The 13,029-nt window shown below is 72.9% G+C and carries 11 protein-coding genes; 6 read left to right on the top strand and 5 right to left on the bottom strand.

Going from position 1 to position 13,029, the window contains the following annotated elements:
• The first annotated feature begins 48 nt into the window (after window positions 1-48).
• Window positions 49-852 carry an IclR family transcriptional regulator gene (locus V2S66_RS11980; protein ID WP_413966363.1) on the top strand — a complete coding sequence of 268 codons (804 nt, stop codon included), beginning with the start codon at window positions 49-51 and terminating at the stop codon, window positions 850-852.
• Between the two features lie 5 nt (window positions 853-857).
• On the opposite strand, the gene V2S66_RS11975 is transcribed toward V2S66_RS11980, so the two are convergent.
• Window positions 858-1,199 carry a DUF5955 family protein gene (locus V2S66_RS11975; protein ID WP_330794604.1) on the bottom strand — a complete coding sequence of 114 codons (342 nt, stop codon included), beginning with the start codon at window positions 1,197-1,199 and terminating at the stop codon, window positions 858-860.
• Between the two features lie 118 nt (window positions 1,200-1,317).
• On the bottom strand, window positions 1,318-3,039 hold the full coding sequence (locus V2S66_RS11970) for a protein kinase domain-containing protein (protein ID WP_330794603.1): 1,722 nt from the start codon (window positions 3,037-3,039) through the stop codon (window positions 1,318-1,320).
• Window positions 3,040-3,231: 192 nt separating this feature from the next.
• Here V2S66_RS11970 and V2S66_RS11965 point away from each other — a divergent pair, with 192 nt between their 5' ends.
• The 3 genes from V2S66_RS11965 to V2S66_RS11955 all read left to right on the top strand — a co-directional run bounded on the left by V2S66_RS11965 (window position 3,232) and on the right by V2S66_RS11955 (window position 6,133).
• On the top strand, window positions 3,232-3,873 hold the full coding sequence (locus V2S66_RS11965) for a nucleotidyltransferase family protein (RefSeq protein WP_330794602.1): 642 nt from the start codon (window positions 3,232-3,234) through the stop codon (window positions 3,871-3,873).
• Between the two features lie 126 nt (window positions 3,874-3,999).
• Complete coding sequence (gene aceB, locus V2S66_RS11960) at window positions 4,000-5,634, top strand: malate synthase A (protein WP_330794601.1); 1,635 nt, start codon at window positions 4,000-4,002, stop codon at window positions 5,632-5,634.
• Window positions 5,635-5,638: 4 nt separating this feature from the next.
• A complete protein-coding gene (locus V2S66_RS11955) occupies window positions 5,639-6,133 on the top strand; it encodes a GNAT family N-acetyltransferase (protein WP_330794600.1) in 495 nt (164 codons plus the stop codon).
• Window positions 6,134-6,233: 100 nt separating this feature from the next.
• Here the strand turns inward: V2S66_RS11955 and V2S66_RS11950 are convergent, their stop codons facing one another.
• Complete coding sequence (locus V2S66_RS11950; protein ID WP_330794599.1) at window positions 6,234-8,384, bottom strand: hypothetical protein; 2,151 nt, start codon at window positions 8,382-8,384, stop codon at window positions 6,234-6,236.
• Window positions 8,385-8,730: 346 nt separating this feature from the next.
• Here V2S66_RS11950 and V2S66_RS11945 point away from each other — a divergent pair, with 346 nt between their 5' ends.
• Both V2S66_RS11945 and V2S66_RS11940 read left to right on the top strand, forming a co-directional pair.
• Window positions 8,731-9,723, top strand: coding sequence for an SDR family NAD(P)-dependent oxidoreductase (locus tag V2S66_RS11945; RefSeq protein ID WP_330794598.1), 993 nt, complete (start codon window positions 8,731-8,733; stop codon window positions 9,721-9,723).
• 184 nt (window positions 9,724-9,907) lie between these two features.
• Entirely contained in the window at window positions 9,908-10,612 is a 705-nt protein-coding gene (locus tag V2S66_RS11940) for an SCO2400 family protein (RefSeq protein WP_330794597.1), read from the top strand.
• Between the two features lie 125 nt (window positions 10,613-10,737).
• On the opposite strand, the gene V2S66_RS11935 is transcribed toward V2S66_RS11940, so the two are convergent.
• Both V2S66_RS11935 and pucL read right to left on the bottom strand, forming a co-directional pair.
• Window positions 10,738-12,108, bottom strand: a complete 1,371-nt coding sequence (locus V2S66_RS11935) for an 8-oxoguanine deaminase (RefSeq protein ID WP_330794596.1) — start codon at window positions 12,106-12,108, stop codon at window positions 10,738-10,740.
• A 10-nt stretch (window positions 12,109-12,118) separates the two neighbouring features.
• Window positions 12,119-13,027 carry a factor-independent urate hydroxylase gene (gene pucL, locus V2S66_RS11930; protein WP_330794595.1) on the bottom strand — a complete coding sequence of 303 codons (909 nt, stop codon included), beginning with the start codon at window positions 13,025-13,027 and terminating at the stop codon, window positions 12,119-12,121.
• Between the last annotated feature and the right edge of the window lie 2 nt (window positions 13,028-13,029).

Below are 13,029 nucleotides of genomic sequence, written 5' to 3'. Positions count from 1 at the left end.
GACGTCAAGGGCAGTAGGATTCCACAGAGCGAAAATCGCATTCCACACATGTGGACGTCTGACGAGGGGAACGACGTGACCGCTGACCGCGCCGGGGGCGTGCAGTCGCTGGAGAGGGCCTTCGACCTGCTGGAGCGGATGGCCGACCAGGGCGGCGAAGTCGGTCTCAGCGAGCTGTCGGCCGGCAGCGGCCTGCCGCTGCCCACCATCCACCGGCTCATGCGCACCCTCGTGGCCTGCGGATACGTCCGCCAGCAGCCGAACCGGCGGTACGCGCTCGGCCCCCGGCTGATCCGGCTGGGCGAGGGTGCCTCGCGCCTGCTCGGCACCTGGGCCCGGCCCTACCTCGCCGAACTGGTCGAGGCCACCGGCGAGACCGCGAACATGGCGCTGCTCGACGGCGACGAGGTGGTGTACGTGGCCCAGGTCCCCTCCCGGCACTCCATGCGGATGTTCACCGAGGTGGGCCGGCGGGTGCTGCCGCACTCCACGGGCGTCGGCAAGGCGCTGCTCGCCGCGGTGCCGCCGCAGGAGGTACGGGCGCTGCTGGCGCGCACCGGCATGCCGGCCGCCACCGAGCGGACCATCACCGAGCCGGACGCCTTCCTGGCGGAGCTGGCGCACATCCGGGAGATGGGCTACGCCGTCGACGACAGCGAGCAGGAGATCGGCGTGCGGTGCCTCGCGGTGACCGTGCCGGACTCCCCCACCGCCGCGGCGATCTCCATCTCCGGCCCGGCCGGACGCGTCACCGAGGCCGCCACCGACAAGATCGTGCCGGTGCTGCACGAGGTGGCGGGACGGCTCGCGATCGCACTGAGCAGCAACGGGACTGCCTCGCCTACGAGTTGACACGCTCACCGGGGTGGGGCGAGGTCCTCGACGGCCCCGCGCAGGGCGTCGAGCGGGCCGGCCAGGGCACTGACCGAACCCAGCGCCGCCGCCACCAGCAGCAGCGAGTGGCGCAGCCGCTCGGTGTCCGGCGAGCCCGGCCCCGGGACGGCGGCCGCCGCCTGCAGCGCCAGCGCGTCCAGTTCGTCCTCCGCGACCCCGCGGTCCGGTAACAGCGGCCGGTACGCGCTCAGTTCACGCCGAAGGCGGAACACCGCCTCCTGCAGACCCGCCGCCGCGCCGGCTTCCGCCGGCCGCGCGGGGACACCGCTGCGGTCGTCGTCGAGCACGTACGTCTCCCCCACCATGTCCCTGCCCGGTCCCCCGTCGCCGCCCGGATGCGACGCCCGGGGCGGACAGTTAACGCGACTCCGCGGTCCCTGCGCTACAAAGTCGTTGAAATTCGTTGCACTTATTGATCGGACGTCACTGATCGCCCTCGGCGCTGCGCGCCGCCACCCGCCAGAGCGTCACGTCGAGCAGCGCGTACGGCTCCGGGTCGCCGGGCGGCGGCAGTTGACGGATCGTCACCAGTGCGAGGGTTCCGTCCACCGACTGCACGCAGATCCGGCTGCCGGCGGTCACCGCGCCGCGCGGTATCAGGGTGTCCCGCACGCCGCCCACCCCGATGCAGGAGTCGGGCGCCGACGGCAGCGCCGGGTCCAGCGGGGCGAGCGTCGCCTGGTGGGCGTCCGACACGAAGGCGTCGGCCTGCGCGGTGAAGCCGAAGGCACCGTTGTCGGCGCCGGTACGCAGCGTGTACGGCGACTCCGGCAGCGCCAGCGCGTCGCCGGCGGGCAGCCGGACGCCCTGGTACACCTCGCCGCCGCGCAACGGCGGTTGCGTCGGCCCGGAGGCCCCGGCCCCGGACGCCGTCGCGGCCGCCGACGGCGCCGCCCCGAGGTCCTGCCCGTGCGGATCGGCGCGGCCCCCGGCGAGCGCGATCCCCGCGGTCACGGCCACCGCAACCCCGGCCAGCACTCCGACCATTCCGACACCTCCGCGCCACAGCCGCCGCGCCGCACGCGGCGCGGCAACGGGCCCGGCTGCCCCAGCCGGCACCGCCTGCGGCGGTCCCGCCGCGGATGCGGGTGCGGGCATCGCCCGCGGGGTGGGTGCGGCCGTCGGCGCCGACGGCCCGGCAACGTACCCGGCCCCGGGAACGGGCACCGGCGCGAGCACCGGCGGGGCGGGCGGCGGCGCGACGTACCCACGCGCGGGTACGGGCACCGGCGCCCGCGGCGGAGTGGGTACGGGCACCGGCGCCCGCGGCGGAGTGGGTACGGGCACCGGCGCGGCCCCGGGCACAGGAGGCGCGGTGGGCGCGGAGGTCGGCAGCGGCGCGGTGGGGGCCGACGGAGCGGGGGTGAGCAGGTGGGGGGGCAGCCAGGCCGCCGGGGGGTGGGGCGAGGGGGCCGGGGGGGCCGCCTGGCGGCACATCGTGGTGATCTGCGCCAAAGAGGGCCGCAGCGCCGGGTCCTTGATGAGGCAGCGGGTGACGATCTCCCGCAGCTCGCCGGGGAGTTCGTTGAGGTCGGGCTCCTCCTGCCGGACCCGGGCGGCGCTCTCGCCGAAGGGCGTCGCGCCGATCGAGGCGTACGCGGCGATCTGGCCGAGCGCGAAGACGTCGGTGGCGGGCGTCGCCGGCCGGCCCGCGACCTGCTCGGGCGAGAGGAAGGCCGGAGCCTCGCCGGCCAGCGGCGTGAACCCGGGCAGCCCGGAGAACCCGTACTCCTTCATCAGGGGCCCGTCCGCGGCGAGCAGCACGTTCGCGGGCCGCAGGTCCCCGTGCACCACGTCGGCGTCGTGGAGGGCGCGCAGCCCGTCGGCGAGTCCGGCGACCAGCCGCAGCACGACGCTGGTGGGCAGCGGTCCGGCGGCGCGCAGCGTGACGGCGGGCGGGTGGGCGGCGGCCACCCAGTAGTGCGCGCCCTCCCTCCCGCTGCCGAGCAGCGGCACCAGCGACGGCGCGCGCACCTGGGCCGCGGCCTGCGCGGCGCGGTGGAAGTGGGCCTCGAAGCCGTCGAGTTCGGCCGTCTCGGGCCGGACCAGGGTGAGGGCGACCGGCTGCCCGCCGGGCGCTTGCGCGAGCAGGACCCGGCCGAGCGCGCAGGCGCCGAGCCTGCCGTCGACGCGGTGTCCCGACACACCGGCAGGATCGTCCGCCGCGGGCGGTTCGAAAGCCGGGCCCGGGAAGTCGGGACCGGTGTGCGGCACGCCCATCAGCCCCCGATCCTCCCCGTGCGGCGCCCCCGCCGGGGCACGGCCCGACGATACCGGAACAGGTCTGCCCCCCGGCGTCCTGTTCCGCGGGCGGGCGGGGCGCGGTATGCAGGACGCATGGAGACCAAGAGCGGGGTGGCCGGACTGCTGCTGGCGGCCGGCGGGGGGCGGCGGCTCGGCGGCAGGCCCAAGGCGCTGCTGGTGTACCGGGACCGGCCGCTGGTGGAGCACGCGGTCGCGATGCTGCGGGCCGGCGGCTGCGGACCGGTGCACGTGGTGCTGGGCGCGGCGGCGCGGGAGGTGCGGGAGCGGGCCGACCTCACGGACTGCGTGGTGGTGGAGAACCCGCAGTGGACGCAGGGCATGGGCTCCTCGCTGCGGCTGGGCCTGGCCTCGCTGGCCGCGGCGGAACGGCCGCCGGCGGCGACGGTGATCGCGCTGGTCGACCAGCCGGGGGTGGGCGGCGCCGCGGTCGCCCGGGTGGTGGCGGCGGCGCGCGCCGGCGAGGACCTTCCCTCGGCGCTGGCGTCGGCGATGTACGAGGGGCGGCGCGGCCACCCGGTGCTGATCGGGGCGAGCCGCTGGGCGGGGGTGGCGTGCAGCGCGGGCGAGGACCGCGGCGCGCGGACGTATCTTCGCGAGCACGCCGGGCAGACACTCCTGGTGGAGTGCGGCGACGTGGCCGACCCGGCCGACATCGACACCCCCGCCGACCTGCGGCTTCTGGACGCGGCTGCACGGCGTGCCACAAAACGTTGAACTTCCGCACTGCGAAAACTATGCTCCACCTTGCAGAATGCGTCCCTCCGTGGAGCGACCCGGCACCGGGTGCCGCACCGCGCGGGCGCACGGCCCGCCCCAGGCACCCTCTGGAGGAGTGACAGCATGTCCGCAAGCGCCCAGCCCCCCGCGGTCGTCTCCGGCACCGCAGGCCCCGTCCCCCGCGCGGAGGAGGTGCTGACGCCGCAGGCCCTGGCCTTCCTCGGCGAGCTGCACCGCAGATTCGCCCCGCGCCGCGCGGAACTGCTGGAGCTGCGGCGGGCCCGGCGCGCCGAGATCGCCCGTACCGCGACGCTCGACTTCCTCCCGCAGACCGCGCACGTCCGCGACGGCGACTGGCGGGTCGCACCGGCGCCGGCCGCGCTGGAGGACCGCCGGGTCGAGATCACCGGCCCCACCGACCGCAAGATGACGATCAACGCGCTGAACTCCGGCGCCCGGATCTGGCTGGCCGACTTCGAGGACGCCTCCGCGCCGACCTGGGAGAACGTCGTCGGCGGGCAGCTCAACCTGATCGACGCCTACGAGCAGCGGATCGACTTCACCTCACCCGAGGGCAAGTCCTACGCTCTGAAGGCCGCCGACGATCTGGCCACCGTCGTGGTGCGGCCGCGCGGCTGGCACCTGGACGAGCGTCACCTGACCGTGGAGGGCGAGCAGGTGCCCGGCGGCCTGGTCGACTTCGGGCTGTACTTCTTCCACAACGCGCAGCGCCTGCTGGACCTCGGCAAGGGCCCCTACTTCTATCTGCCGAAGACCGAGTCGCACCTCGAAGCCCGGCTGTGGAACGAGGTGTTCGTCTTCGCCCAGGACTACGTGGGCATCCCGCAGGGCAGCGTTCGGGCCACCGTGCTGATCGAGACGATCACCGCCGCGTACGAGATGGAGGAGATCCTCTACGAGCTGCGCGACCACGCCTCGGGACTCAACGCGGGCCGCTGGGACTACCTGTTCTCGATCGTGAAGAACTTCCGCGACGGCGGCGCGCGGTTCGTGCTGCCGGACCGCAACGCGGTGACGATGACCGCTCCGTTCATGCGCGCCTACACCGAACTGCTGGTGCGCACCTGCCACAGGCGCGGCGCGCACGCGATCGGCGGCATGGCCGCGTTCATCCCGTCCCGTCGGGACGCCGACGTGAACCAGGTGGCCTTCGAGAAGGTGAAGGCGGACAAGGACCGCGAGGCGGCCGACGGCTTCGACGGCTCGTGGGTCGCCCACCCCGACCTGGTGCCGATCGCCCGCGCGTCCTTCGACGCGGTGCTGGGCGAGCGCCCGCACCAGAAGGACCGGCTGCGCGAGGACGTCCACGTCACCGCCGCCGAACTCATCGACGTGGCCTCGCTGGACGCCCGCCCGACCTTCGCGGGTCTGCGCAACGCGGTGCAGGTCGGCGTCCGTTACATCGAGGCGTGGCTGCGCGGGGTCGGCGCGGTGGCGATCTTCAACCTGATGGAGGACGCCGCGACGGCGGAGATCTCCCGCTCGCAGATCTGGCAGTGGGTCAACGCGGGCGTGGTCTTCGAGGGCGCGGAGGGGGAGGCGGCGGTCAAGGCCACCCCGGAGCTGGTCCGGCAGGTCGCCGCCGACGAACTGCTCGCGATCCGCGACGAGGTGGGCGAGGACGCCTTCGCCGAGGGCAGGTGGACCGAGGCCCACGAGCTGCTGATCCGCACCGCCCTGGACACCGAGTACGTCGACTTCCTGACGCTGCCTGCCTACGAGCAGCTCGCGGGCTGAGCCGGTGACCGTCCGCACACGCGACGCGCGCGAGACCGACTGGCCCCGGATCTGGCCGTTCCTGCGGCAGATCTGCGCCGACGGCGAGACCTTCACCTATCCCACCGACATCACCGAGGAGCAGGGCCGCGGTTTCTGGATGCTGCCGCCGCCCGGCCGTACCGTCGTCGCCGTGGACGACGCCGGCACGGTGCTGGGGACCGCCAAGACGAACCCCAACCAGATGGGGAACGGCGCCCATGTCTCCAGCGCCAGCTTCATGGTCGACCCGGCGCACACCGGCCGCGGCGTCGGCCGCGCCCTGTGTGAGGAAGCCCTGCGCTGGGCGACGGAACAGGGGTACCGGGCCATGCAGTTCAACGCGGTGGTGGCGAGCAACAGCCACGCGGTGAAGCTCTACGAGTCGCTGGGCTTCCGAGTGGTCGGCACCGTGCCCGAGGGGTTCCGGCACCCCTCGCTGGGCTTCGTGGGGCTGCACATCATGCACCGGGCGCTCTGAGCGGTACCGCAGCGGCCTGGAACTCCCCCCGGATCGGGGGGAGTTCCAGGCCGTCAGAGCAGGTCGATCAGGTCCGGCCGGGGTGGGGCCGGGGGTGGGGTCAGGGGTAGCTGACGACGTTGCTGGGGGTGGTGTTGGAGGCTGTGACCGCTCCGGTGTCGTTGATGACGTGGGTGATGGTCCCCACCCCGCCCAGGGAGACGGTCAGGGCGTCGTGGAACTTCACGCCCGAGGTGTTCGGGACCTCGAACGCGTGGTAGCTGTTGACCGCCGGATTGACGTTGAAGTAGCAGTAACTGCCCAGCCCCCACGCCTCATGGGTGGTCACACCGCTACCGACCTTGTAGGCGGCGTAGCCGTTCTGGCCGGAGGGGTTCTTCCAGGCGGCCTGGTTCGGCGGGTCGTAGGGCATCTCGTTCTGGAAGAAGATCGTCTTGCCGCCCTGCCCGTTCCAGACCACCTCGTACTTCTGGTAGTGCTCGACGAACAGCCCCGTCGCCAGCACGTTGTTGCCGTTGACGGTCAGCCCGTTGTCCGCGGTGTTGCTGGTCCAGCCCACACCGCTGCCGTGGTCGGCACGCCACGCCCAGATGTGGTCGATGATCGCGTTGCTGCTGTTCACGATCAGGCTGTTGGTGGCCTTGCCCGCGACCTGCCCGCCGATCCGGAAGAACACGTCCTGGATCGTCGTCGGGTTCCCCGCATGACTCGCCGACGACCCGGCCGGACCCACGGTCAGCAGCGCCTGGGAGTTGGTCGTGCCCGCATCGAAGAGCAGGCCCTTCAACCGCACCCCGTCCACATCGGCGACCTGCATCGCGTTCACGCCGTTGTCCGGCACGAACGTCGGATACCCGATCCCCAAAATCGTGGTGTTCGCACGGGTGACGTTCAGCGTCTGGCTCAGGTGGTACACCCCCGGGGTGACGAACAGGTTGCAGCCCGCCGCCAGCGCACTGTTGATCGTCGCGGCCGTGTCACCCGCCTTGACCACGTAGAACTGGCTCATCGGCAGCGAACTGCCCGGCGTGCTGCCGCCCGCCCACGACGGCCCCGAGGCATTCGTCCGCAGCGACGGCAGGAACACCCGGTACTTCCCCGAGCCGTCGACGTACAGGTACGGCACGTCACGCGAGACCGGGGTGGTGGCCAGCGTCGTCTCCGGCGGGTTCGGGAACGTGGTGCCCGGCGCGCCGTTCACCCCGGAGAAGACCATGTTCCACACCCCGCCCGCCCAGCTGCCCAAACTGCTGTCCCGGGTGTACCACTGCTGCTGCGAGACCGACGCGGCCTGACCACTGACCTTCGTGTCCGCGATGTACCCGCCACTGGCATACCCGTAACTGGCCGGATACAGCGCCAGACTGCCGTGCACGTCGATCCGGCGGAACGGCGCCGCCTGCGCCACCGCCCAACGATCCGTACCCCCACCGGGGTTGATCGCCAGATTCTCCGCGCTACGCCAGAAGTTCTGCGTCGCGTTCCCCGCATCCGAGGCGTTGAACGCATCCACCGTGATGTTCCCGTTGAACGTCACATCGTCCGGATTCTGCCCCAGCCCCGCCACCGAGGTGTAGAACCCCACATTGTCATTGACGTTGTACGTCCCCGGCTTGAACAGCTGCGCCACCCTGTTGTTGCCGAACTGCGCCGTCTGCGTGTCCTTCTGCTGGTTGAACTGCGCGTCCAACTGCGACTGGATACTCGCCGCCGACATCGACGGATCGTAGATGTGCACGTTCGAGCCGAAGTTCGGGGTGTCGGACTGCCCGGTGCAGCCGGCCGCCGGCGGGGTGGTCGGCGGCGTGGTGGGGGGAGTGGTCGGCGGCGTCGTGGTGCTGCCGCTGCCCTGCGTGTACGTGAACTGCGGGGTGTCGTACTGCGGGCCGTTCTTCTCGTAGGTGAACGAGTAGGTCAGCACCGAGCCGTCGCTGATCGGCGAGACCGTGAGGGTCCACTTTCCGCCGGAGTTGGTCATCTGGACGTTCTGCTGGTTGGTCCCGTTGACCAGGTAGTGCGAGATCACGTACGTGGCGGTCGTCGTGGGCGTGAAGGTGATCTGCGCCTGGGTGGCGCTCAGCCGGCTGACGCTCTGCGTGTAGTCGGAGGTGTCGGCGGCCGCGGTGCCGGCGATCCGGGTCAGGCCGAGCAGCCCGGCCATCGCCAGCAGGAACGCCGCGACCAGCGCGACGCCGCGCCTGCGCGATAGCAGTCCCGGCTGTCCGGGGCCGGCGGGAAGAGTGCTGCGCATCAGTGGAGGTCCTTTCACCCGGCTTCGTTGGGTGAAGGCCGGGTCAGCGCGGGAGATGTGGGGGTAAATCGCGCTCGTTCTGCTGCAATGTCAGGCCACACGTGTTCATAGCCTTCGATTGACACTTCTGAAAACGCTCTCAATCTGCGGATCGAGGGAATCCCGCGATCCGTATGGCAGTGTCAGTTGGCGGTGGCGCGCCGTCAAGACACTGCGCGCGATTCGCCTCCGGAAGGGTTGCCGGGACGCGCCGGGGGCAGCCGCCTTCACCCTGTGAACGCTTCGGTGGCGCAGACCCGAGCGTCGGGTTGCCTTGGAGTGCACTCCAGTTCGTAGCGTGGAGGGCATGACCACAGCCCAGACAGCACAGCAGCCACTGCCCTCCGGGTACGGCGCCAGGACGACCGCGGCGCAGGTCCTGGACGGCGTCGACCTCACGGGCACCAACGCGCTGGTGACCGGCGGATACTCCGGCATCGGCATCGAGACCACCCGCGCGCTGGCCGCGGCCGGCGCCCACGTCGTGGTGCCGGCGCGCCGCCCCGACGCCGCTCGCGAGGCGCTGGCCGGCATCGACGGCGTCGAGGTCGACGAGCTGGACCTCGCCGACCAGGCGAGCATCGCGGCCTTCGCGGACCGCTTCCTCGGCTCCGGCCGGGACCTGCACCACGTGATCAACAGCGCGGCCGTCATGGCGTGCCCGCAGGCGTCGGTCGGCCCCGGCTGGGAGTCCCAGTTCGGCATCAACCACCTCGGCCACTACGCGCTCGTCAACCGGCTGTGGCCGGCCATCGCGCGCGGGGGTGGCCGGGTCGTCGCGGTCTCGTCCGGCGGCCACCGGCGCTCCGGCATCCGCTGGGACGACATCGACTTCGCCACCGGCTACGACAAGTGGGCGGCGTACGGCCAGGCGAAGACCGCCAACGCGCTGTTCGCCCGCCATCTCGACACGCTCGCCGCCGACTCGGGCGTCCGGGCCTTCTCGGTGCACCCCGGCGGCATCCTCACCCCGCTGCAACGCCACCTGCCCAAGCAGGAGATGGTCGACTTCGGCTGGATCGACGAGGACGGCAACGTGCTGAACTCCGACTTCAAGACGCCCGAGCAGGGCGCCGCGACCCAGGTGTGGGCGGCCACCTCGGCGCAGCTCGACGGCAAGGGCGGCGTCTACCTGGAGGACTGCGACATCGCCCGGCTGGTGCCGGACGACGAGCAGGCCGCCGCGGCGGGCGTGGCAGGCGGGGTGCGCGGCTGGGCCGCCGACCCCGAGCAGGCCGCCCGGCTGTGGGCGCTGTCGGCCGAGCGGACGGGTCTGGACGCGTTCGCCACGGCCGGCTGAGCGCGCACCCCGCGGGCCGGTCGGGGCGGGCAGCGGTGGCGGGTCGGGGCAGCGCGAGGTGGGGCCGGGCGGAGTGGACAGGTCTGCGTGACCTCTCCACAAGTCACACAGGACTCACGCGCGCTCTCCCGATCCGGCTGCTAGCGTTTCGGGCTGCCCGCGCCGTCGGCACAGGAAGACGCGAATGGATCTCTGCTCCGCCTGCCGCCGCCCTCTCGACGGCGCGCTGGTGTGCCCCGACTGCGGCGCCTACGCCCCCGACATAGACCCCCACCGCGCCGCGGCCGCCGCCCGGCCCGCGTCCCGCGCCGAACTCCCGGCGCTCCCTGAAGTCCCGGCGGAGCCCGTCCCGGCGGAGCCCGTCCCGGCCGCGGCCGTTCCGGCCGAGCCGCACGGCGGTGGCGGCGGCCTGCGGCAAAAGCTGCGCAGGCGTGCCCTCGTGGCGACCGCCGTGGTGGTGCTGGGCGGTGCGGCGACCCTGGCGGTGGTGTCGGCCGGCGGCCCGAGGCAGCCGGTGACGGCGTCCACGCCGGGCGCGGCCAGCGTGCCCGCGGCGGGCTCCTCCCCCGCCGCGCCGCCGTCGAGCGGCTACCCGCCGGGGAGCCCGCCGCGCGCGGGACGGGTCCCGCCGCCGAACGGCACGCTGGACGAGGACGCGGGGACGCGCGTGCCGTACGCGCCGCGGCCTCCGTCGGCGGCCGGCACGGCGCGGGGCGGCGCCGGCCCGTCGGCGACGAGCGCCCCGACGCCGACGCCGACCGGCAGCGGGACCGGCACAGGGACGGGGACCGGCGGGAGTCCGCGGCCGACGACCCCCGTGCCGACCCCGACCCCGACCACATCACCTCCGCAGCACGCGCACTTCTGCGTGCTCAGGCTCTGCTTCTGACGCATGGGCGCGCCGCCCCCGGGACCTGGTGGACCCGGGGGCGGCGCCGCCGGACCCTCTTCAGGAAAGGGTCCGGCCACCGGCCGGGGGCCGTCCCTCCCCGGCCGGTCGTCGTGCGCACCTGCTCAGGCCAGGCCCGCGAGCTGTGCGAGGCGGCGGGCCTCGGTCCGGGTCAGCCCGGCGATGGCGTCCTCGTCGGCCCGGGTGAGGCGCCCGTTCTCGACCACCGGCACGCCGTTGACGAGCGAGAGCGTGACCGGGGCGGCCGCTCCGAGGACGAGCGCGGCGACCGGGTCGGCGATCGAGGCGTGCCCGATGCCGTCCAGCTTCCACAGCACCAGGTCGGCGAGCTTGCCGGGCTCCAGCGAGCCGATCTCGGCCGCCCGGCCGAGGACCTGGGCGCCGCCGTAGGTGCCGAGCCGCAGCGCCTGGCGGGCGTCGAGCGCCTTCTCGCCGCCGGCGAGCCGGTTGATGAGCAGCGCGTTGCGCAACTCGGTGTGCAGCTCGCCCGATTCGTTGGACGCCGTGCCGTCCACGCCGAGGCCGACCGGGACTCCGGCGGCGAGCATGTCCGGCACCCGCGCGATCCCGGCGGCGAGCCGCGCGTTGGACGAGGGGCAGTGCGCGACGCCGGTCCGGGTGCGGGCGAAGGCGGCGATGTCGGAGTCGTTCATGTGGACGCAGTGCGCCATCCACACGTCGTCGCCGAGCCAGCCGGTGGACTCGAAGTAGTCGGTCGGGCCCCTGCCGAACAGCTCGTGGCAGAACTTCTCCTCCTCCACCGTCTCGCTGCCGTGGGTGTGCAGCCGCACCCCCTTGCGGCGGGCCAGCAGGGCCGCGTCCCGCATCAGTTCGGTGGAGACGGAGAACGGCGAGCAGGGTGCGACGGCGATGTGCAGCATCGAGCCGAAGGAGGCGTCGTGGTGCCGGTCGACGGCCTCCTCGGTGGCCAGCAGCGCCGCCTCGGTGGTCTCCACCGCGAAGTCGGGCGGCAGTCCCCCGTCGGACGTGCCGCGGTCCATCGAGCCGCGCGCCGCGGTGAACCGGACGCCCAGCTCCGCGGCGGCCCTGATCTCGGCGCCGAGCAGATCGCCCGCGCCGCGCGGGAAGACGTAGTGGTGGTCCATGGCGGTGGTGACGCCGCCGCGGGCCATCATGGCGAGCGAGCCGGACGCGGCCGCGTACACCATGGGTTCGTCGATCCTGGCCCAGGTGGGGTACAGCTCGACCAGCCAGTTGAAGAGGTTGCTGTTCTGGGCGAGGCCGCGGGTGATCCACTGGTAGAAGTGGTGGTGGGTGTTGACCAGGCCGGGGGTGGCCAGGTGCCCGGCGCCGTCGACGCGGCGGACCACGCCGTCCAGCCCCGCGGGCGCGGGTCCCGCGCCGACCGACTCGATGAGGTTGCCCGCCACCACCACGTGTCCGGCGGTGTGTTCGGTGTCCTGCCCGTCGACGGTGGCGATCGCGCAGTTCTCGATGACGATGCGTTCGGTCATGGCGGCCTCCTCAGTCCGTCACCGGGATGCCGGCCTGCGCACCGTCGCGCAGCACGGTGCCCTCGATCAGGCCGTACGGGCGGTCGGCGGCGATGTACACCTCGTTGTCGTTCTTCAGGCCGAAGGGCTCCAGGTCGACCAGGAAGTGGTGCTTGTTGGGCAGCGACAGCCGCACCTCGTCGATGCCCGGGTGCTGTTCGACGACCCGGCTGCCCATCGCGTACAGCGTCTGCTGCAGCGACAGGGAGTACGTGTCCGCGAACGCGTCCAGCAGATGGCCGCGCACCTGCCCGTAACTCTCCTCCCACGACGGCTCGGTGGCGGCGCCGCCGGTCCAGCCGAACCGCCAGCGCGCGGTGACCTCGGTGGCGAGGATCCGGTCGTACGCCTCCTTGAGGGTGGTGTACCCGTCCTTGGCGTAGCCCCAGAACTCGGAGTCGGTGGAGTTGAGCACGACCAGGTCCTTCAGGCCGGAGACCACCTGGAAGCCCAGGCCGTCGTAGGTGATCTCGGTGGTGCGGGTCTCCTGGCCGGTGCGGGCGAAGGAGTGGCCGGTGTCGCCGATCCGCTGCCAGCCGTACTCCTCTATCCGGATCCTGGCCCGCTGTATCTGCTCCTGGCTGGTCACGAAGTGCCGGGCGAGGTGCACGCCGAACGCCTCGGCGGACTCGATGCCGTGCTCCTTGGCGAAGGCGAAGACGGTGTTCTTGGTGGTGTCGGTCGGCAGCACGTTGGCGTTGGAGCCGGAGTAGTGGACCTCGTCCATCGCGCCGGACAGCGCCACCGAGACGTTCAGGTCCTTGACGCGATGGGAGGCGCCGTCGCGGTAGACCCGCACGACGCGGTTCTCCGCCTTGCCGTACTGGTTCTGGCCGAGATAGGTGGTGCGAGCGGCGGCAGGCCGTGATGCGTCGGTCATCG

The sequence above is a fragment of the Actinacidiphila polyblastidii genome (assembly GCF_036353415.1).
In the GTDB taxonomy this organism is placed as follows: Bacteria; Actinomycetota; Actinomycetes; order Streptomycetales; family Streptomycetaceae; genus Actinacidiphila; species Actinacidiphila polyblastidii.
Note: the sequence above shows the minus strand (reverse complement) of the source record. Positions and strands in the feature narration are given on the sequence as shown.